We start from the raw sequence: 24532 nt of genomic DNA on the forward strand, positions 1-24532 counted from the left end.
ATGGAAAATTCAGCGATTGAAACTTTATTGGCCGAGTTAGATGGCCAAGGGATCTTTGTATATGTGCAAGATGGACGTTTAAAGCTCAGAAGTCGGCAAAGCGAGATACCGCCGCAAAAGTTAGCGCTGATAAGGGAGCATAAGCAAGCACTTATTGCATATATGCAGCGACATCATCAAAAGGTGGGTAAGCTGTCGCGCGCGCAGCAGCGTATTTGGTTTATCGAGCAGTACGAAACACAGCTCAATGCATACAATATGGCGGGGTTGTTACGCTTATCAAAAGCATATAGCCCGGCACAAATAGAAAGCGCACTAAATGCGGTGTTACAGCGTTATGATGTACTGCGTAGTCAATTCAAGGAGCAAGATGGTGAGGTTGTCCAGAGTGTTAATCGTGATGCAAAACTGACCTTACAAGTGCAATCTGTGGCAGGCAGCATAGACAGTGAAGCCGCCGCGAAGAAGGTACAGAATGAGTTAACTTATCAATTTGATTTAGAGTCAGAGCTCTTAGTAAGAGCGCGCTTGTTGGTGGCGCAGGAGCAAGGTCAATGGCTATATGTGTGTATGCACCATATTGTCGCCGATGGTTGGTCAATTCGACTGTTTACGCAGTCACTGATTGATGAATTAGCGGGACAAGCTGAAGCGCAAAAAACGCTTCAATATTTGGACTTTGTGCACTGGGAAAACAAATACCAGCAAAGCAGCGCGTATCAACAGCAGTTGAGTTACTGGCAGCAACAACTGGCAGATCTATCAGTTTTTGAGTTGCCGACCAGTGTGCCACGTGAAGCACACAAGCAATATCAAGGTGCCAAACTAAAGGCGTCTATTTCACAGTCTCAGGCACAGCGCTTTTCTGCATTGTGCCAGCAGTTAGGTGTTACCCCATTTGCAGGCTTTTTAGGGGTATTTTATGCCCTTTTACATCGCTATGGGCATGCTGAAGATATTACTGTAGGTGTGCCGGTTTTAAATCGCACTCAAGCTGAGTTTGAGCAGGTAGTCGGCTGCTTTATTAACACGCTGCCGATGCGAGCACGATTGCATGGTCAGCAGTCGTTAGCGCAAATTTTGACCCAAACTCACCAATTAGTAAAAGCCGGTCTTGAACACCAAAGTGTTGCGGTGGAAGAGATCATAGATGCATTGGATTTGGCAAAATCCACCGCGCATTCGGCGCTGTTCCAAATATTGTTTAACTACAATGGTATTGCTCAAAGAGTGGTGCGTAACGATGAGCTCAGTGCTGAGCTTTTTGATTTGGATAATCACACTGCCAAGTACGATCTGACCTTGAGTATCACAGATGATCATGATGGCATACAGCTGAGCCTAGATTATGCAAAGCAGCTGTTTGATGCCCGATTTGTGCAGCAATTTACAGATGATTATACTGCCTTGATTGATATGGCCTGTCACTCTACAGAGCAAGTTATCGGTCAAATTTCACTGCCTTCGTCGCTACCAATCTTGGGAGCTGCACAGCTGAATGATGCACCAGTGAGTGTCATTGAAGGGCTTTATCACAGCGCTCAGCGCTACCCAGAGCGCACAGCGTTGATCCAAGAAAACGCAGAGAGTGGGCAAGCCCCTTCGGTGATGAGCTATGATGCGTTAATCACGCAATTAGAAGGCGTGGCTCTGCGCCTATATGCACTGCATCAGCCTCCATCATCACCGATCACGTTATTAGTTCAGCGTGATATTCAAAGCTTAATTTGGATGCTTGGGGCGATGCGTGCGGGTATCGCGTATTTGCCTATCGATGCAGCGACGCCAGCAGAGCGTATCTTGGAAATCATGTCACAAGCAGGCAGTCAGCGTGTGTTATGTGCGAGTGAGCACTTGGCGCAGATAGAAAAGCTGCAAGAGGATGGTATAGATGTGCTCGATATAAGCCGTCTATATGCGCAAAGTGTACAGCAAAGCTTGCCCAATATGCCATTAGGTGAAGACATTGCTTATGTGATGTTTACTTCTGGCAGTACAGGTAAACCAAAAGGTGCGGTGATATCGCACCATGCGCTGGCAAGGTATGTCGCGGGCGTATCTGAGCGTGTGACATTCACTCAAGAGACACGTTCGGCGATCGTCACTGGGCTTGCGACTGATTTAGGGCTTACAGGGATATTTCCAGTGCTAATGGGGGCTGGCTCTGTACTGCTATGCGATAGCACGGAACCTGAATTGCTGGTGAAAACATGTCATCAGCACGACGTAAATCTGATAAAGCTCACTCCTTCTTTTGCACAGGTGTTATTGCCTTGGTTGCAGCAATCCACTTTACATGTCGAGCAGTGGATACTCGGTGGTGAGGCGCTTAGTTTGACCTTAGTGCAGCAGCTTCGAAACTTAAACGCTGATGCACGACTGTTTAATCACTATGGGCCAACTGAGGCGTGTATCGGAGTGTGCACCTTTGAGATCCCAACTGAGCATGATTTGGAGTCCATCCCCATCGGTGCGCCATTTAATCATATTAGATTCGCGATATTAGATGCGCAGCAACAACCCGTGTGTGCGGGTGTACCCGGAGAGCTTTACATTGGTGGTGAGAGTCTTGCAAATGGCTATATTAATGCCGCAAAAGTGACTGACGAAGCCTTTGTATCACTTAAAGTCGGTGATGGCGATTCAGCCCGTTATTATCGTACAGGCGACCAAGTTAAGTGTAATTTTGACGGTCAAGTCGAGTTTTTAGGCAGACTGGATAAGCAACTTAAAATCAATGGCTTTAGAGTTGATATTGCTGAAGTTGAAAGCAAGCTACAAGCGCTGGAGCAAGTGCAAGAAGTCGCGGTGATCTGCCGCCAAGTTGCACAGCAAAACATGCTGGTGGGCTACTTTGTACCAGATGGAAAACGCACTGAACGGACGCAGTGTGAATCTGTAATTCGACAGCAGTTAAAGCAGCAATTACCTGCGCACATGATCCCCGCATATTTGATCAAACAAGCCTCACTGCCCAAGCTGAATAATGGAAAAATAGACCGCAGGGCCCTTGCATCGCTGAGCATAGAAATATCAGATGCAACGCGTGCACCGCAAACGGCACTTCATCATCAGCTCTTGGATATGTTTGCGACTTTAACAGGCTGTTCAGGGATTGGCATTGATCATAGCTTTTTTGCTATTGGCGGACACTCATTATTGGCCATGCGTCTACTCAATGAGGTTAAGGTGCAATGTGGCGTATCTCTGAATTTAAAGCATATTTTTGCGAACCCCTGCATAGCGGAATTGGCATTGTGTATAGAGTCTCAGGATATGCAGATTGAACAGCTTCCTGTGAGGTCAATTGCAAAGCAGGATAGCTACTCGCTGTCTTTTGCTCAGCAGCGAATTTGGTTTATAGACCAGATGCAAGGGCACAGTGAGCAATACCATTTGCAAGGTGCGTATTACATAACGGGTAAGTTGGATTGTGAGCGCTTAGATCGAGCATTTTGTTCTGTGGTCCAAGCTCACCCCATGCTGCGTTTTACCTTCCATCAAGATACGCAGGGCACGGCCTATCAAAAAGACAATGCGGACAAGGTTTTTGCCCTGAATTACGATGATTTATCAGCGTATGAAGGCAGTCATCAACAGCGTCTTATTGATGATATTGTGACGGCGGATACCAAGCGTGGTTTTGATTTAAGCACAGATCTGATGCTCCGAGCCACACTTGTAAAATGCACTCAAACCAGTCATATGCTGCTTATCACCATGCATCACATTATTTCAGATGGGTGGTCAATTGCAGTCTTAGCCGATGCATTAAGTCGTGCGTATCAAGCGAGTGAGCAGCAAAATTATGCCATTGAAGCACCGCAGTTTACCTATTTAGACTTCATCGATTGGCAGCGCAGAGTATCTGACACTGAAAATTGGCAAGTAAGCCTAGAATACTGGCGTGAAGCGCTGGCAGAGATACCGCAAGTACATATGTTGCCCACAGACAGAGCCAGATCCAATGAAGCGGTTAAAGGCGGGGAGCTTGCTTGCTTTGAGCTGCCGAACTCGCTTAGAGGTGCGATGCATGTATTTTGCAAGCATCATGGATGCACGCGCTTTCAAGTGCTAAAAACGGCGTTTAGTATGTGGATGAGCCGTGCACAGCAGCAACGAGATATCGTGATTGCCACGCCGGTATCAGGGCGCGAAATGCAGGCTTTTGAGCCCGTCATTGGTAACTTTATTAATACCTTGGTCTTGAGAGATAAATTTACCACAGGTACACAGTTTAACGAGGCTTTACAGGACAGTCAGGCGCAGTTTTTGGCAGCACAAGCCCATCAAGTGGTGCCATTTGATGTGTTGGTAGAGGCACTTGACGTGCCACGTAACTTGGCGATACACCCGTTGGCACAGATCGTATTTAGGGTGAATACCGAAGTCAACGAAACTCTACAGCTTCAAGATTTAGAGGTGCAACTGATACCGCAAACTGCACGCAGTGCCAAGCTTGATCTGGAAGTATGTGTCATCGATGATGCCAAGACATGTTGCATTGAATGGCTCTTTGATACTGCACTTTGGGATCCGCAGAGTATGGCAGACTTTCATGCGCAATATCTGTGGGTATTGGAGCAATGTCTCGATAACCCAGATATAGCCTTGTCTCAGTTAACCCTGTGGCGTCCCGCTGTTTCGCAGGCTTTTATTCGTGCAAGTCAGTCAATCGAAGTGGTTAATTCGGAGGTGACTTCATGGGCGATGCAATTTAGCCAAGTTGCACACAAGCACCCCCAGCGAACGGCGTTGAGTTTTGCAGCGCAAAGCTGGTGCTATGAAGAGGTTGATCGCATTACGAATCAGCTGGCGCATTGCTTGCTGGAGATGGCTTTCGAACCACAAACGCGTATTGCGCTATTGTTGCCAGAAGGGCCGCTGACCGTGATTGCCATGTTAGGGGTGCTAAAAGCAGAGCATGTTTATGTGCCTTTGCACCATGACACACCAGTAAAAACACTCGAGCATGTCATCTCAGATGCGGACGTGATGTTGACACTGGCATTCAGTGAGAGCGCGGACAAACTGATAGAAGCTGGCAGTGACTTTTTACTGCTAGATGATGCATTGAGCGAAGAGTCAATACTGTCTTCATACCCTGATACAGCAGCAGACATTAATGACTTGCCTGCTTGTGAGTTACCACTGGCAGCAAGAGATTGCTATATCATTTATACCTCAGGTTCAACGGGGCAACCTAAAGGGGTGCCCATTAATCACAGTAATTTGCAAGGCTATCTTCACCATGCCATGAGCAGTTATATGATGCTAGAGCTACAGCACAGTGTGATGAGCACGCCTGCGGCATTTGATGCCACAGTAACGGCGATTGTGCCGACATTAATGAGCGGGGGCTCACTGACTATTTTGCCGCAGGGTGTGGCGCTCATCCCTGAATTAATTGATAAGCTCTGGGCAAAACAAGCCGCATTATTTAAATTAACCCCCGCCCATTTACGTGCGGTTTTATCTCTGACGGACGACAAGCCAATTTGTGAAACCCTGCACCGATTAATTGTTGGCGGAGAAGCGCTTCAGTCTGATCTGGTGGTTAAATTCAGAGAGAAGTTGCCTAACTGTCACATCGTGAATGAGTATGGCCCGACTGAAAGTACTGTGGGTGTCAGTGTGTTTGATATTCCGACAACCATGTCACAGGCGGAACTGGCAGCTGCGCCAGATATACCCATTGGCTCTGCGATTGAGGGAGCCACCTTGCTCGTTGTCGATGAATTTGACCAACCAGTAGCACGAAATATGGCCGGTGAGCTTTTGATTGCGGGTAGTATGGTGAGCCAAGGGTATGTTAATCAAGCAGAGTTAACAGCGAAAAAGTTCACATTGCGAACCATCACAGCAAACCATATGCAGTCTGTTTATCGCTCTGGTGATGTGGTGAAATGGCAACTCGACGCGCACGGTGCACCTAAATACCTTCGTTACTTGGGGCGTACAGATGAGCAAGTTAAACTGCGTGGTTACCGTATTGATTTAGACGCTATATCGCAATTTATTTTGGCGATACAGGGCATTGTTGATTGCGCGCTGACAGTAGATGACAATGCGCAAACTCTGATAGCACATGTGCTATGGCAAACTGAATCTAAATTGTCTGCGCGTCAATTGCGCCAGCAACTCTCTGAGGTGTTGCCAAGCTATATGATCCCCGCGGCATTTCATACTGTTGCTGTAATGCCTTTAACTGCCAACGGCAAAGTGGATAAAGCGGCCTTAATCGCAGATTATGAAACAACAAAGCAAGATACTGCGCAAAGCAATGTGGTCGCTCAGCATACTCAATTGACCGAACAGCAAAAAACGCTGATGGGGTTGTATCAGGCGATATTGCCAACAGCGAGTATTGGCCTAGAGGACAGCTTTTTTGAGCTAGGTGGCCACTCTTTATTGGCGATCAAGCTTATCAGCCAAATTCGTCAAGAAATGCAAGTTGATATTACCCTACCGCAATTATTTAAAACCCCGAGTGTACAGGCCTTGGCTGATGCACTACCGAGTTTTGAGCGGTTAGCGACAGGGGATGAAATCCCAATGGTTGAGCGCACTCATTCGTTACCGCTGTCGTTCTCCCAGCAACGTTTGTGGCTTATTGATCAGCTACAAAGTGGCAGTAGCCAATATCATATGCCTGCCAGCTTTGTCTTTACTGGAGAGCTTGACCTTTTTGCATTTAATGCTGCACTTGAGAGCATTATTACACGACACGAAGTGCTGCGAAGCATCATATTGCCGGGTGCAAGCAGTGAGTCACCTGAACAGCTGATCAAAGATCAGGTAGAAGTGCCGCTGATCTATGAAGACATTTCGATGTTAGATGAAAGCGACAAGTGCCACAGAGAAGCTCAGCTTAAGGCGCAGTTTTGTCAAAAAGCCTTCGATTTGAGTCAAGATGTGATGCTGCGCGTTACTGTGATAAAACGCGAATCGCAGTGCTATTGGGTGCATTTCAATATGCATCACATTGCCAGTGATGGTTGGTCAATGGCCATTTTAGTCAAAGAATTTATCGCATTTTATCGCCATCATAAAGGTGAAGCAGATTACCAACTCCCGCATGTACTGAGTCAGCCATTGGCGGTGCAATATGCGGACTTTGCACATTGGCAAAGGGCACATTTCACACCAGACAAGCAGCAAGTTGCAATTGATTACTGGCGCCAGCAACTTGCTGGCAGCCCGCCAATTCATCAATTACCATTGGACTTTGCACGGCCCAAAGTGCAAGCGTTGGCAGCGAAGCAATTCAAAGTGAAGCTCAATGAGGCGACCACCGCTGCCATAAAAAACCAGTGTCAGACTGAGTCTGTGACCTTATTTATGTGGTTACACAGTGCATTTTCGCTGTTGATGATGCGCATGAGTGGTGTTGATGATGTCGCGGTTGGCTCGCCAGTTGCGGGGCGAACTCAAAAACAACTTAATGAGTTAATTGGCTTTTTCGTAAATACGGTGGTGATCCGAGCTCAGGCTGAGAAGCACCTCACGTTTAATCAGTATCTTGCTCAGCAAAAAGCCGTGATTTTAGATGCGTTTAAGCACCAATCGCTGCCATTTGAGCAGGTGGTTGAAGCCTTGAATCCTGAGCGTAGCTTAAGCCACCAGCCATTATTTCAGATTTTATTTGCGCTTCAAAACAACGAAGTTGTTGATATCGCCTTACCTGATCTGCACATTGAAGAGGCGCCTTTAGAGTCACTTAACCTCAAGTTTGATTTAGAGGTCAATGCCATAGAGCAGGGGGCGGAAATTGAATTAGAGTGGCGCTTTAGCAGCGCGTTGTTCAAACAAAGCACCATAGCGGCTATGGCAGAAGCGTTCAATGTTATGATTGATGCCGCTTTAAACGGTCCTGATTGGCCGATTAGTCGCTTGGCAATTTTATCCCCTGAGCAGCAACAAGCACTTGCTAAAGCTGCAGGCCATATCTGTGAGCATGATATGCCTGTGTGTTTACATGAGCGTTTTGAAAACGTGGTGTATATGCACAAGGATAAGGTGGCTGTCACTGATGCAGAGGGGCGCTCGTTGAGCTATGAAGCGCTGTGGCAACGAGCGGGATCTCTGGCAAGTCACTTATTGGCAAATGGCGTAAATGCTGATGATAAGTTGGCGGTGTGCTTATCGCCGAGTGCGGATATGGTGGTTGCATTACTTGCCGTATTACGTGCTGGGTGTGCCTATGTACCAATTGACCCTAAATTGCCCGCCGCACGCATTCAATATATTTTGCAAGACAGTGGTTCTGCGGGTGTGATCAGCAGTGATGATTTGATACGCGGGCTGGCAAATTTATCAGACTCGATTGCGCAGTCGCCGCTGACTTTATTTTCAATCAACGACTCAGCCAATTGGCCAGCATCGTGCGATCAAGGTGCACTGCCTAAACCCCATGTTGATGCCTTGGCCTATGTTATCTACACCTCGGGGACGACGGGTCAGCCCAAGGGCGTGCAAATCAGCCACCAGAACTTACACCATTATGTGTCATTTGCCATTAGAGAGTATACCAACAGCACCCTTTCATGCGCGATAGTAAGCACCCCCGTTGCGTTCGATGCCACAGTCACCACCTTGTGGGGCGGCTTGCTGGCAGGGTTAGGTATCGAACTCATCGATGACAATGACACCTTGTTAGCTGAACTAGCTAAGCGCTTGTTTAGTCATGAATCCTACATGTTAAAAGTAACCCCAGCACACCTTAAAGGCGCATTGGAAGTGGCTAACCAGTTGTCTTTGACCCGCCAATTTAGCGGGCGGCATTGTGTGGTTATTGGCGGAGAAACGTTGTCATGTCAGTTGCTAAAAGCACTGGATGTGTTTTTACCGAATACTCAGTGGGTCAATGAATATGGACCAACGGAGGCGACAGTCGGCACCAGTATTTACCGCTGTGACAGTCAAACGATTGAGCAGCTTATTGCAAGCGGTCAGTATGATGTGCCAATTGGCCAAGCGATGCCATACAGTCATTGTGTGGTGCTAGATGAGCTACAGCAATTTGTGCCAAATGGCGTATTGGGGGAGCTGTATGTGTCTGGCGACGCCATCAGCGGTGGCTATTTAGGCAAGTCGGAACAGACCGGTGAGAAATTTATCACCCTGTCATTACAGTCAACAGCGCAAGCGGTACGTTTTTATCGCACCGGTGATAAAGCAAAGTGGCAATTCGATGAAGCGTCAAATGCCATGCAATTAAGGTTTGCCGGGCGCATTGACCAACAAGTGAAATTGCGCGGATATCGTATCGAATTGGACGAAATTGCACACTATTTAGTGCAGCAAGCAGAGATTAAAGAAGCTCAGGTGTTGTTGAACGATAAGGGAGACAATATCGAGGCATTTGTTGTGCTCGAAAATGACGGCCAAACAGTGTCATTGCCCCAGTTAGTTGATGAGATACGTGGCATCCAATATTGTGAGCAGCTTGCATTACAGTTACCAACTTATATGTTGCCACATCGCTTTATTCAAGTGACGCATTTGCCTTTGACTAATAATGGCAAGCTAGATACTCATTCCTTGAAAAGCTGGGCACATCAGTGTCAAAGCAAGGCTGAGGTGGTTGTGCCAAGCTCTGATCTTGAAAAAGCGCTGCATCAAATTTTTGCTACTGTGCTGGCAGTAGATGAATTTGGGATCACAGATAATTTCTTTACTCTGGGCGGGCACTCTTTGCTGGCAATTCAATGTGCTGGATTAATTCAAGAGCAGTTGAATATAGCTGTGCCGATGCGGGTATTGTTTGAGCGACCCACTATAACCGCATTGGTGAAGTGGATCCGGATCAACACTACTTATGAACAAGCGCAGCTTAGTGATAGTGATTCATCAGAGGAGATGTTCCTGTGATAACGAGTCAGACACTAGAACTTGAATCGCTGATTGCTGAGGCGCTAGATGCAGGGGTCACGTTATACGAAAAAGACGGCCGCTTGGCATTTCGTCAAAAAGGTGCTTTTCCTGAAGCACTTAAAAGCAAGGTCATCGCCAATAAAGCAGACTTAGTAAGCTATTTTCAACAACAGCGAACCCACACAGTGTTAGCGCACGATGGGACTATTCGTCCAATAGCGCGTACCGAACAGCTCCCGCTGAGTTTTGCACAAGAGAGTTTGTGGTTTATTGAGCAGCTGCATGGTGGCCAGCAGTATTACATGCCAGCCTCGTTTCGTTTAACTGGAGAGCTTGATGTTGATGCCTTGAAATATGCCATTGGACAAGTGATTGAGCGTCATGAAAGTTTGCGCTGCCAGTTTCTTGCTGGGGATGAGTCAAATGGTAAGCCCTATACACGCATCATGCGAGACTTTGAAACACCGTTTGAGTGGCTTGATGTCAGCCAGTTATCAATTGATGAGAAAGCCGAGCAAATCGACAGCCATATTAAGCATTTTTGCACACGAGAATTTAACCTTGAAAGCGGCTGTTTAATCCGTGTTTTAGTGCTGTCTGATACGCATCAGCACCGGTTATTTTTTAATATGCACCATATCGTCTCAGATGGTGCATCTATGGCGAATTTAGTGGACGAAGTAGCGACCATTTACAACGCCGATCTGAGCAAGACACAGGCACAATTACCGACTTTAGCACTACAGTATGTTGACTATGCGGCGTGGCAGCGAGCACAACTGTGTGATGAGCACTTTGCGGCCCACCTGGCGTATTTTAAATCGCAATTAGCGGGCTTGGATCCACTACAATCATTGCCGAGTGATAGGCCAAGAATGGCCGTGCAAACAGATCAGGGGGCGCGCTATGTGCAATCCCTGTCTCGTGATCTCACTAAGCGCATAGTTTCTTTATCTTCTGCGCAGCAAAGCTCACTTTTTATGTGGCTAAGTAGCAGTGTCATGCTGTTCATTGCACGTTTGAACCAGCAATCTCGTGCGGTAATTGGCACACCAGTACTTGGACGTGATAACCCTCAATTAGAACACTTGATTGGTTTGTTCGTGAACACTTTAGTGATGCATGCCGAAGTCGATGAGCAGCTTTCTTGTGAGCAATGGTTTGCAGCGCAAAAAGCGCGTAATTTAGCAGCGCTGGAATATCGAGCATTGCCTTTTGATAAATTGGTTGAACACTTAGGCCAGACGCGAGATTTAAGCCATCATCCTGTAGTACAAATCTTATTTTCATTAACCCAACCGGATGAACAAACTCTGACGTTAAATGGGCTTGAGGTGGAAGAGTGTAAAGCATTAGATAATCAGAGCGTTGCGGTTAAGTGTGACCTAGAACTACATGCCCAGTTTGATGGTGAGGCTTTGGTGGTTCATTGGAAGTATGACAGTGATCTTTACCACAGGGAAACGATTCAAAATTGGGCAAGCAGCTTTGCCGTGATGCTCGAAGGCATAGTCAATCACCCGACTATGGCAGTGGGGGATGTGCCCTTATTGGATGAGTCACATGCCAATCAACTGCTATCTCAGCCGCAGTGCCAAGCGAATTGGCCAGAGCAACACAGCATCGTCTCGTTATTTGAACAGCAGATCATTAATGTTGGCTCGCGCACTGCGGTGACCGATGGAACATCTTCGCTTACGTACACCGAGCTTGGAGTGCGCATTGATGCCCTTGCTTGCACGTTAATTGCTGAAGGCGTCAAACCTCAGCAGTTGGTACCTGTGAGCATGACGCGCAGCACCGACATGGTGGTCGCATTGCTGGCGATTTTAAAAGCGGGCGGTGCTTATGTCCCTATCGACCCAAGTTACCCACAAGAACGAATTGAGTACATTCTATCGGATATCAACAGTGATTTGTTGGTGTGTGATGAGCAAAGTGCTGCATTGTTTTCTCAGCTTGCAGTGCGGTGCATTATGGCAGAAAGAGCGATTGACGCGCACAGTGGCCGACAATTTGTAGTGCCAAAGATACAGCCGGATCACCTTGCCTATGTGATTTATACCTCAGGTACCACAGGCAAGCCCAAAGGAGTGCAAATAGAGCATCGTCATGTCGTACGTTTGTTGTTCACAGAGCCGAACTTATTTGATTTTGATGAGCAAGATGTATGGAGTTTATTTCACTCGTTTTGCTTTGATTTTTCGGTCTGGGAAATGTACGGCGCACTCTTGTTTGGCGGCAAGCTTGTGGTGGTTGATAGTCATACGGCAAAAGATACCGAGTCGTTTGCTAAGCTACTACTTCGCGAAGGTGTGACAGTATTAAACCAAACGCCCAGTGCGTTTTATGTGCTGCAAAGTTGTATGCAGCGGCTGGTGGAAGAAACCCATCAGCAGCCAACCATTCGATATGTTATTTTTGGTGGCGAAGCGCTGCAACCGAGCAAAATCAAACCATGGCGCAAGCTAGTACCGGCATGTCAGTTGATCAATATGTATGGGATCACAGAAACCACGGTGCATGTCACTTTTAAGCGCCTCAGTGATGAGGATCTTGCCGTTGGCCAAAGTAACATAGGTAAACCCATCCAAACGACATCTAGTTATGTGTTAGACAACCAACAGCGCCTGCTGCCGCAAGGTGCCATTGGCGAGTTATATGTTGGCGGTGAAGGTGTCGCACGGGGCTATTGGCAACGCCCTGAGCTAAACCAGCAACGATTTGTTGAACTGAGTTTAGCAAAGGGACATAGCGAAAGGCTGTATCGTTCAGGAGATTTAGTGCGACTGCTGCCGGATGGAGAAATGACGTACATCGGTCGTATTGACGACCAAGTTAAAGTGCGTGGATACCGTATTGAGTTGGGTGAAATAGAAAATCAGCTCAGGATGCACCCTTGGGTTGATGAAGCGGTAGTAATACTCAACCAGCATCCAGTTAAAGGCGCTTACATCGCGGCATTTATTACCGAAGGTGATGATGCGACATTTACTGATTTAAGTGCCCAGCTAAACACCTTTTTAAAAGCCACTCTACCTGATTTTATGCTGCCAAGTTTTGCACGCTCTGTGTCTAAGATGCCACTGACAGTGAATGGCAAGGTAGATAAAAAAGCATTGTTATCTTTAATTGAAATAGATAACGATAAAGCACCTTTTGAAGCGCCCACCACCTCTGTTGAAATACAAGTCGCGGATGCGTTCAAGTCTGTATTGCAATGCCCCCATGAAGTTGGCTTGCAGGATGACTTTTTTACTCTGGGCGGGCATTCATTGCTTGCAGTCGAGCTGTGTTATTACTTAAAAGCACACTTTGGCTTAGATGCTGTACTTTTTGAGCTATTCCAATATTCCAGTGTTAAAGCGCTGGCGCAGCGGCTGGCTGATAAAGCCTCTGTAAGTGAGGCGTCGGTAGTTCCAGCATTACAGTGTACAAAGCAAACACAGGGCCCTGTTTCGTTTGCTCAGCAGCGGTTGTGGGCGTTAGATAACATTCAAAGCGCTGAGCAAGCTGTCGCTGTTTATCACGTTCCCATGTCATTTTTACTTAAAGGGGAATTGAATTTAAGTGCTTTTGAAGCCGCTTGGCAGCAGGTTATTCAGCGCCATGCTATTTTAAGAACAGTGATCGATACAGATCAATCTGGTGCACCGAAACAGCGTATTCTCCCCGATTTTTCTGTGCCTTTGCAGGTGGTGGATATCTCTGATAAGTCTGCTCAGCAGAGTGACCTTGCTTGGCGCAAACTACAACGCGATGATGACCAGCAGGCATTCGACCTTGAGCGAGACTTAATGCTCAGAGTGCACTTACTGAAGTTATCGCAAAGAGAGTTTAAGTTACGCATCAATGTGCATCATATTGCCTGTGATGCGCACTCTTTACGGCTTATCGTTGATGACCTGGCTGTGGCATATCAGCGCGCGTGCGATGGCACTAAAGCTGACGTGGGCTGTGAGGCTGCGGAACAAGTTACCTATCTTGATTATGCAATATGGCAGCAAGCACAGTTGCAAGGCGCAGCACATTTGGCATTTTGGCAAGACTATTTGGCAGGGGCGCCTCAGGTCCATGAGCTGGCTTTAGATGGGGTGCGTAGCAACCAGTCTCAGCAACTCGGTGCAACATACATTAGCCATTTTGACAGCGCTTTGTCTGAACACATTACTTTGCAATGTCAGCGTTTAGGGATGAGCCATTTTATGTGGCTACACACGTTATTTTCTGTGTGTATTGCCCGTTGCAGTCAAGTATCTGATGTGGTGGTAGGTTCACCATTTTCTGGGCGTCACCATGCTCAGCTCAAAGACATTGTTGGCTTTTTTGTTAATGTACTCCCCATCCGCGTGCAGTTTACACCAGAGATGACCCTCGAATCGTTATTGGCTGCGCAAAAAACGCAGATCTTAGCTGCACATGAGCATCAAGCGATGCCTTTTGAGCAAATATCAGCGCTCTGTGAGCCGCGAACAGACCTGAGCCATCACAGCTTATTTCAAATCAGCTTTGCGTTTGACCCAAAAGAGCACACTGAGTTGACATTAGGCGACATACAAGTCACTGCATTGGATGAGCCTAATAGTCAGGCAAAGTTTGAGCTCGACCTAACTTGTAGTGAGCAGTCTGATGGCATACGGCTCAATTGGGTTTATGACAAAACCCTATTTTCTCATCATGCAATCGCGGGATTGGCTGACGCGTTTGAGGCCATGGTGAAAGCTGCGGTGACAAACCTAGATCAGCGGGTAACTGAACTGCCATTAGTAAAAACTGCAACATGGCAAAAACAGATATTATGTGGTGAGCAACACGCGCTGTACTCGCCGAGCGTACTGCAGCCTATTTGGGCTCATCAGAATACCGAGTCTGCCAATCAAACGGCACTTGTAGACATAGATGGCACATGCATGACTTATGGCGAGCTGCTATCAGCTGCCGAACAGTTTGCTGTGTATTTAACTGAACAAGGGCTACAAAATGACGACCGAGTTATGGTCTGCCTACCAGCTGGGAGTCGGTGGATCACTGCACTGCTTGCGGTGATGCGAGTTGGCGCATGTTATGTGCCAGTTGACCCTAGCTATCCACAGTCTCGGATCCACTTTATTGCCAAAGATAGTGGTTGTAAGTTTGTACTAACAAACTCTTTGGGTTTTGATTTGTTTGATAATGAGGAAGCGAACTCGACTCAACTGATTGATGTTGAAGCCCTTGATGTGATGTCTACTCAAAGGAGGGCGTTGCCGTCGCTCCCTGCAAATGCAGCGCAGCTCGCTTATGTGATCTACACCTCCGGCACCACAGGCCAACCAAAAGGGGTGATGAATACCCATCAAGGATTAATGAACTTGTGCCAGTGGCACCAGCGCGCCTTTGCTGTAGATAGCTACTCTGTAGCGACACAGACTGCCAGTGTGGCATTTGATGCTGCGGCATGGGAAGTGTGGCCTTATTTGGTGGCGGGTGCGCAATTGGTATTTTTACCAAAAACTACCTTTAGTGATGCACGGCTTTTGATGCAAGCAATGCATTCGCACCAAGTCACCCATAGCTTTTTAGCCACACCGGTTGCGCAGGCGGTTTTAGCTGACAGCGAGTTTAACCCGCAGTCATTGCGTTATTTGTTGGTCGGTGGTGATAAGCTTGCACCAGTGGATACTTCAGGGCACCCATTTGCACTCATTAATAATTATGGGCCGACGGAAAGCGCCGTGGTTGCCACTTCTGGTCTCGTTGACTCGGGTGTAACAACGCCAGATATTGGCCTGCCTATTGATAATACTCAGCTACTCATTTTAAACGCGCAGCAACAATTGCAACCCATCGGTGCGATCGGCGAGCTTTGCATTGTAGGCGCCAGTTTGGCAAGTGGCTACTTGGGGCGCATTGCGCTTACCAATGAGCGCTTTATCAACTGGTGTGCACCCACTGGTGAGTCAATGCGGGTATATCGCACAGGGGATTTGGTTAGACAGCTTGCAAATGGGCGTTTAGCTTACATTGGTCGTAATGATGATCAAATCAAACTGCGCGGTTATCGCATTGAGCTGGATGAAATTGAGAGCCAACTGATTGTCCTACCTGAAGTAGAGCAAGCAATTGTATTGTTGTGTGATTCAGGTGAGGCGGGCGCCTGTTTAGTGGCCTTTATTTGCCAAACTGCTGCTTTGGATGAGCAAACACTTTCTAAGCAGTTAGAAGTGCAACTTCGTGATGAGTTGCCAGCGCATATGCTGCCCAGTAAGTATGTATTGTTGACTGAGATGCCGCTGACGTCCCATGGCAAGGTGGATAAGCCTGCACTGCACATGCAATTAAAGCACAAGGTTAGTGTGCCAACGGCCAGTTCTACCGATACCGAAGAAGGGCTGACAGAGTCGAGCCGTGCGTTATTACAGGTTTATCGTACGTTATTGAAACGGCCTGATTTACAGCCTGCTGATGATTTTTTTGCCATGGGTGGGGATTCAATTTTAAGTATACAAATTGCTACTCGGGCACGGGGATTGGGCTTTGATTTAGCCGTCTCTGATGTGTTGACTTATTCAAGCGTTGCGCAGTTGAGTGCACATATCGCACAGGCCTCTATCAACACAGATAGCGCTTCGAGCAATCAAGTGGCTTATATTCCAAGTCGTGGAAAAGCCAGTCTATTACCTACACAGTACTGGTTTTTTGAGCAGCAATTTGCACTACCTACGCACTGGAACCAAGCGGTGATGTTGGGGCTAGATAAGAATGTCTCAGCAGGTCAATTAGAAGCAGCCGTTACAGCACTTATCGCACGTCATGATAGTTTAAGGTTGACGGTGGCGGCAAACAACACACTGCATTTTTTTGATGGGCTTTGTGCATCTGCCATTGTCCATAAATGTGACCTTAGCGCATCAGATGGCTGGCAGGATGCGTGGCAAAATACCTGTCAGCAATGGCAGCGGAGTTTGCAATTTAATGGCTCGCCTTTAGTACGCTTTATCATGGCTAATACGGGCCAGCAAGACGACAAAAACCGCTTGTGTATCATTGCCCATCATCTGATCATTGATGGGGTTTCTTGGCGTCTTATATTGGAAGACCTATATCATGCCCTGCAAATGAGTGTTACAGATGACGTAATATCTTTAACACCACCTAAAGTCAGTATTCAACAGGTGTCGCAGGCGCTGCGAGATCATGCCGAACATCATGCCAATATGGATGATTGGTTGCCAGCAGTACAAGCCGCCAGTAAACAAACATATTTTGACATACATGAACAAACAACCACGCAGGCATCAATTCACAGCCTGCAATTAAAACTCACCACATCGCAGACGCAAGCCTTACTGACAGTTGCCAATAATGCTTACGGCACGCAAATTCAAACCTTATTGTTGGCCGCAGTGCACCTGACATTGTTTAAGTTAACTGATGCGCAATCTCATGTGTTGATGATGGAAGGGCATGGTCGAGAGGCATTACAGGGGCAAGTTGATGGCAGTGAAACTCTGGGGTGGATGACCGCCATGTATCCACTGCATCTTTTTGTAAATGCGACGACAGTGGGAGATATGATCTGCGCGGTCAAAGAGGCTCTGGCTGCGGTGCAAGACAAAGCCAGTGATTACGGTACGCTGCGTTACTTGCATTTAGATTCAAAGGTGAGAGAGGCATTGGCGATAGACACCAGCAAATTGGTGTTTTTTAACTACCTTGGTCAACTTGATAGCGTGATCCAGAGTGAGGGTTTACTTAGTGATGTGAATGAGTCCTGTGGGGACTTGATAGCACCAGACAATCATTGTTTTTACGCGATGCAGCTTACATCTTCGATTCAAGCTGAGTGCTTGCGCATGCACTGTGACTTTGATGCAAAGCAGGTCTCTTACGCCACGGCTGAGGTATTTGTCGCTCAATTACAAAGCGCGATAGATGAAGTACTTACTCACTGCTCACAGCAAACAAGGCGTCATTACACGCAAAGTGATTTTAAGTTACTCCCCACCTGTTCTAATCGAGGGCTCGCTCAGCTAATCGCCCAATACCCTGAGCAGGCTGTCGCAGATATTTACCCGCTCAGTCCATTGCAGCAAGGGATGTGGTTTCAAACTCAGTTAGCAGATGCAAAAAGCCAATCAGCGCGCCCTTACCTTGAGCAATGTTGCTTTACGTTTGCTGGCGACTTTGATTGCGAGGCGTTTATCTATGCGTGGCAACAAGTCATCAAGCAGCACAGTATTTTGCGCAGCGCGTTTACAACGCTTGACGGCCAGCCAGTGCAGGTGGTGCTAGAGCATGCAGAAGTTCCTGTTGAGTTGGTGGATGGTCAAGGGCAGGAGGAGCAAGGGGGCTGTTTTGAACAGTTAGCTCAACAAGCGTATCAGCAAGGTATAGTGCTGAACCAAGCGCCCTGTATGCGATTGCAACTGGTGTTAATGTCTGAGCAGCGCGTTGGCTTTATCTGGACCTATCATCATATGATCATGGATGGCTGGTCATTGCCGGTATTATTCAGTGAGCTGCTGCGCTTTTATGCTGCGCGCACCGACGGCCAAACCGCGACGTTACACTCAGATAACTTTGCAGAGTATATTGCGTATACACAACAGCGTGATCGCGCTGAAGAAGCTGCGTTTTGGCAAGCATATCTTAGCGATATCGACTCACCGACTTTGATCAGTGACTGTCTCAAAACCACTATCAATGAGCCTTTACATTATCAGGAGTATCATCAGGTACTGAGCGAAGCACAGTGCCAAGGGATAGCTCAAACAGCCTCAGAACTTGGGCTAACTGCCAATCAACTTATCCAAGCTGTCTTCGCTTATTGGTTGAGTGTTTGTTTGGGTCGCAGTGAGGTGATGTTTGGTCAAACGGTTGCGGGGCGCCCGACTGCACTGAGTAATATGGCTAGCCGTGTTGGTCCTTACATTAACACCCAAGCTGTGTATACCCAGATTGATATGCAGATGTGTGTCACCGACTATTTGCAGGGATTCAAAGCCAATGTGACTGCACTGAGTCAATTTCCGCATAGCAGCTTAAGCGATGTGCAAACGTGGAGCCAGATAGACAATCAGCAGGATTTGTTTGATGTGCTGTATGTGTTTGAGAACTATCCAACAGATCCTTTGTCCCAAGGGCCGAGCCTGCCGTTTGAAATCATCAGCAGTGACTATCAAGATCAGACCCACTATCCGCTCTCTCTTGTAGTAGGCGGAAATAAGCAGCTGTCTTTGACTCTGTGTTATCAAACCAGTGTATTAAATGAAGCACACAGCCAGCACTTTGTCGCAATGTTGGCCCAGTTGCTCAAACAAGTCTGTGAGCAACCGACACAAAAGCTGTGCGACCTATCAAATACCTTACATGGGCAAGTTGAGAGCGAATTTACCCACTTTGAATTAGCCAATAAAGGACATACGGTTGACGAGTACACGCTAAAAGCTGAGACGCTCGCAGATGCATTTATGCAAACAGCGTCTGAACACAGCAGTGAAACTGCTTTGGTCTATTTTGATAACGGAGATATCAGCCCCAGCGCGTGCTTGAGCTATGCAGAGCTGGACGGGCAGAGTAATCGACTCGCCCACTGGCTGGTGGAGCAGGTGGGACACAGTGACTCGCAGCCGATTGTCGGAATTGCTATTGAGCCCGGATCTGATCTTATCATTGCCGTTTTGGCGGTATTAAAGGCGGGTGCGGCATATGTACCGATGACATCGGCACTGCCGCTGCAAAGAAAACAGCTGATAGTGGCATCGTGCCAAGCCGCATTAGTATTAACGGATAGCGCGATTTGGCATGACCAAGATGCACCATGCCCCACTTATCAAGTTGATGACGTTAATGCGCAATTAGATTGCTATTCAGGTGACGCTTTAAAAACAGCAGGTTTAGGGTCTGAACTGGGCTATGTGATTTATACCTCAGGCACCACTGGCGTGCCAAAAGGGGTGATGGTGGAGCAGCGTAGTATTCTTAATTATGTGCGCAGCTTGTCAGCGCAATATGAGATAAATCGCACTGATAACTACCTGCAATTTGCCAGCTTTAGCTTTGATGTATTTGCTGAAGAAGTGTTTTGCGCCTTGCTTAGTGGCGCGACTTTAGTGATGGCTGAGCCGTCTCAGTTGCTCGATACTGCAAGGCTCAGTGAGTTAACGCACAATGCGGATATTAGCTTAATGAGTTTGCCCACAGCATATTGGCACCAACTGTGTGCTGCGCCTCAAGCTTTTGGCCCATCGTTGCGATTGATCACCATAGGGGGTGAGCAAATGCAGCTCGCGGCACTCAAATCATGGCAAAAAAATCAAGGTACTCAGATACGATTGATCAATGCTTACGGGCCAACTGAGACCACCATTTCAGCTACCTTGCAAGAAGTGACGAATTGGCAAGATGAAGACATTGCCATAGGCCGTCCTGTAAACGGATTGCAATTACATGTTTTAGATGCACAGCTTAGGTCGCTGCCTCAGTATGTGACTGGTGAGCTGTACATTAGTGGTGTCGGTCTTGCGAGGGGCTATTTAGGAGATACGAAAAAAACGGCTGAGGCATTTGTCATTGACCCTCATACCGGTTTGAGACTGTATAAAACCGGTGACTTGGTGAAGGTGAATGCACGCAACGAAGTTATCTTTTTAGGTCGCCGAGATGGTCAAGTAAAGGTACGAGGGTATCGTATTGAACTTGCGGATATTGAAAGTCAGTTGATGGCCATTGAAGGCATTGGCAATTGCGCGGTCGTGGTGCGCCAAGATAGCAGTGGCAATGAGCAGTTGGTGGCGTATATCGAATCGGCACGTCTACAGGTGGATAAATCAGCGCTGCGCGAGAGACTCAGCACTAAGCTACCAAGTTATATGGTCCCGCAACTTATCACCTCAATCGATGCGCTGCCGCATACCAGTAGCGGTAAGCTAGACCGCAAAGCATTAGTTGCCCGTGCAAAAGGGCTCAGCTTGCCAACTCACGCTAAGACAAAGCCACAAAGTCGCCTTGAGATTGGCATTGCAGCGCGATTTTCTCAGCTGCTTAAAGTTGACCATGTCGGGCTAGACGATGACTTTTTTGTGCTCGGTGGTCACTCCTTGTTGGTCATGCAGTTAGTGGCCGAGATCCAATCTCAATTAGCAATCACAGTGCCTTTAGCTGCTGTGATGCAACATAGCACAGTGCGGTCGTTGGCGGCTTTTATTGACACCCAGTGTACCACGCTGTCTCAGCAGGATACATCACCGACAAGCATCATGTGTTTACAGCAAGGGGAAGTAGGCTTTACGCCTGTGGTGCTGATAGCGGGGGCGGGTGGCTTGCTCATCTCATTTGTGCAGTTGGTGGATAGACTTGATGCACGTATTCCTGTTTATGGTTTGCAACCAGATTTAATTGCCGACAAACCTGATGTAATAGGGGATATTCATCAGACAGCGAAACATTATCTGCAAGCACTGGAGCGCGATTTTGAGCAAGTCCATGTCGTGACACATTCATTTGGTGCATTCATTGGTTATGAGCTGTGTCTTCTTTCGAAGTACAGTGAATTGACGTGTGCCTCGTTGACCATTTTAGATACCCCGCTGCCTAGTCAGCCCAACGCATCTGTTGATGAACGGCAAATTGACACGTTTGTGTTACATGACTTATGTGAATTTTTCGGTCTTTCGCCGCGACAAAATGAAATTGAGCACTATAGTCAAATGGCTGGAATGGCAAAGTTTGCGCTTTTGTCAGATTGGCTCTCACACGTTGACGTACATATGTCAGCACAGCAATTAGCAACATTTTATCAAGTATATAAGGCCCAATTGCTGTCGAATGTGGTGATTGATACGCCGTTGTTGGATGTGAAAGTCAAAGTCATCAAAGCGGCAGACACCAAAGAGTTTGAGGGGCGAGCAGTGAAATTAGACATGGGCTGGCAGCGTGTGGTGGCGAACCTTACTGCACTGGAAGTAGCAGGAGACCACCTATCAATTTTACAAAACAAGGCGGACATGCAAGCGCTTGTTACGCAGATAGAAAAATACTACATACTGCACAGTTAAATGTAAATATTATGTTGTAATTTTATCTTACCTAGTTAAGGATGGGAATAGAATGGATCAGTTACTAGCGCTCGACAAAGAGGACACGAGGACCGAGCTGGATAGTTTTGTGCATGACCTTTCAGCGCAAAAGCAAAGTGGTTTGGCTTGGGTTAAAAGCCATATTAAAGAAATTAATGAGTGGGTAGATAGAGATGGTGTGGCTTTGCTGCGCGGCTTGAATATTGCGAGCACCAATCAGTTCAGTACGATTTTGGAAGCAATTTTTGGCGAGCAACTCAGCCAGTATATTTATCGCTCCTCACCACGCACTGCACTGAGAAACAACATTTATACGACCACGGAGTATCACGCTGATCAGGTTATTTTGCAGCACAACGAAAATGCCTACTCCAACTGTTGGCCAATGCGTATGGGGTTTTTCTGTGTGGTCCCTGCAAAAACAGGTGGTAATACACCGCTCGCTGACAGCCGTTTAGTGTATCAGCAATTACCTGCGGTGCTGCGGGAAAAGTTTGAAAAGTTGGGCGTCATGTATGTGCGCAACTATGGCGATATTGATTTGCCATGGCAGGAAGTATTTCAAACTCAAAATAAAGAGGAAGTTGAAGCGTATTGCTGGAAAAACGACATTATTTTTGAGTGGAAGTCTGATAACCACTTGCAGACCAAGCAAATTCGTCCTGCGGTTGCGACCCACCCACAAACAGGTGAAAAGGTGTGGTTTAATCAGGCGCATTTATTTCACTGCTCAAGCATCGACAACCAGTTACCTGAGTCAATGCGAGAGAGTATTGGGCTAGAGAATTTACCGCGCAATGCCTACTACGGAGATGGCAGTGAAATAGCAGCCAGTGATATTGCCTTTATTAATGAGGTGTATCGCTCGCTGACATTTGCTTATCAGTGGCAGCGCAATGACATTATGCTGCTCGACAACATGTTATACACCCATGGTCGAGAAGCGTATACGGGCACCAGAAAGGTGCTGGTGGGTATGGCAAAAGCGGCGTACTAATATAGACGCAATTGTCGTGCTAAATATGAGTTTTGTTAGTAGTAAAGAAGTTAGCAAAGTAACTGAGCAACGCTAGGGAAACACACAATGAACGGGCTTTATCAGCAACAACTCAGGGTTTTAAGCCTATGCTGTATGAGTTTACTTCTGACCTCTTGTTTTAAAAATGGGGTGGCAAAAGACCACACCATTACTGCCGAACAGATAGAAATGTTCGAAGTCACTGTCAAAGACTACTGCGATAAGATGGTCTTTTTTGGCAGTATTTACGTCACCTCCGGTGAGGATGTGGTGTACAAGGCCAATTGTGGCCCACAAAATATTCAATATGATGTCGCCAATACATCAGATTCAAAATATCGAATTGGCTCGAATACCAAAGAGTTTGCCGCGGCCATTTTATTACGCATGTTGGCAGGCGAGGACTTAAAAACCAAAACCGTAGGTGATTACCTGCCTTGGTATCCGAAAAATCAATGCGCGGATGTCTCATTGCATAACCTGTTGAGCATGTCCTCAGGCATAGATAACTACAGTGATAATCCTGATGTATATCTGGATTGGGGCTGGCGACCGTATTTATACGATGACTCGTTAGATTTAAATGGTCCTGAAGGTTTTGGTAATCGCTTTTGTACCTGTACAGAGCAAGATAACAAACCGAGTTTTGAGCCGGGTTCCAAGTTTACCTACAGCAATTGCAATTACTACCTCATTGGTAACATTATTGAACAGTTAGCCGCAGGTAAGCAAGGTCAAATAGACCCAAGCTTCTATTTCAGAAATATCGTTAAAGAGCAAATATTAGACCCGCTCAATATGCAAGACAGCGGTGCGTTTAATGCCATTGGCATTTATGAAAATATGACCACAGGTTATGTCTTTGACGAAAACCAATATTTGCCACTGACAACGGGTCGCCCGCCTGAAACAGGGGGACCAGCACCTTATGAGAACATCTTCAAAAATCCGTATAGCAACCCGTTAGTGCTGTATTCCGCTGGTGATATGTATTCAACAGTGAAAGACATGCACAAGTGGGATCAGGGCTTATATGGTGATTTAATCTTAAATGCCGAGCAAAAAGAAATGGCGTTTTCGCCATACCAAAATACTCAGAGTGATGATGAATGTGAGTACTTTGGCTACGGTTGGTTTGTAACTTATATCGACCCAAATCAGTATGGCAAAGTCGCCGATTGCCCCGATGACCCTAACAGCACCAATTTGAACAAATACGAGAAGTTTTTACAGTACTCAGGCAGCTACCCGTATTCATGGGTGACCAGTTTTTCAAGGCTGCTAGAACGTGACCAAACCGTGATGGCGTTTAGTAATTACCACAAAACCGGTTATGAGTCTGATTGTATCGCAGAAGAGTTGCGTAACATTATTTTTTATAACGATAGACACCGTACTGAGCAGTGCCAAGGTGTGCTCGATGGCACGGTGAATTAATACCAGTAACAAGATGAGTTAAAGGCTGCCTGCATTAGAGTGTTGGGTGAAGTGTGTCTCTGTACTTTTGTCGGCCTTAATAAGGAATTTCTGCAATTTCCCGTGGAATTGCAGTGATAAGGGCAAGTAAATGCAAAGTTTA

General features: G+C 46.8%; 4 protein-coding genes. All 4 read left to right on the forward strand.

Annotated features, from left to right (window positions below):
• The 4 genes from AC2CZC_RS08230 (at nt 1) to AC2CZC_RS08245 (ending at nt 24390) form a co-directional block, all read left to right on the forward strand.
• The gene (locus tag AC2CZC_RS08230) at nt 1-9873 is read left to right on the forward strand and encodes an amino acid adenylation domain-containing protein (protein ID WP_484584449.1); all 9873 of its coding nucleotides are present in this window, start codon (nt 1-3) and stop codon (nt 9871-9873) included.
• A complete protein-coding gene (locus AC2CZC_RS08235) occupies nt 9870-21914 on the forward strand; it encodes an amino acid adenylation domain-containing protein (RefSeq protein WP_484584450.1) in 12045 nt (4014 codons plus the stop codon). The genes AC2CZC_RS08230 and AC2CZC_RS08235 overlap by 4 nt, the downstream gene beginning before the upstream one ends.
• Before the next feature lie 52 nt (nt 21915-21966).
• Nucleotides 21967-22932 (forward strand): TauD/TfdA family dioxygenase, encoded by a 966-nt coding sequence (locus tag AC2CZC_RS08240; protein WP_484584451.1) that lies wholly within the window; start codon nt 21967-21969, stop codon nt 22930-22932.
• An 87-nt stretch (nt 22933-23019) separates the two neighbouring features.
• Entirely contained in the window at nt 23020-24390 is a 1371-nt protein-coding gene (locus AC2CZC_RS08245) for a serine hydrolase domain-containing protein (protein WP_484584452.1), read from the forward strand.
• Nucleotides 24391-24532 lie beyond the last annotated feature (142 nt).

It is taken from the genome of Pseudoalteromonas sp. MMG033, assembly GCF_057197785.1.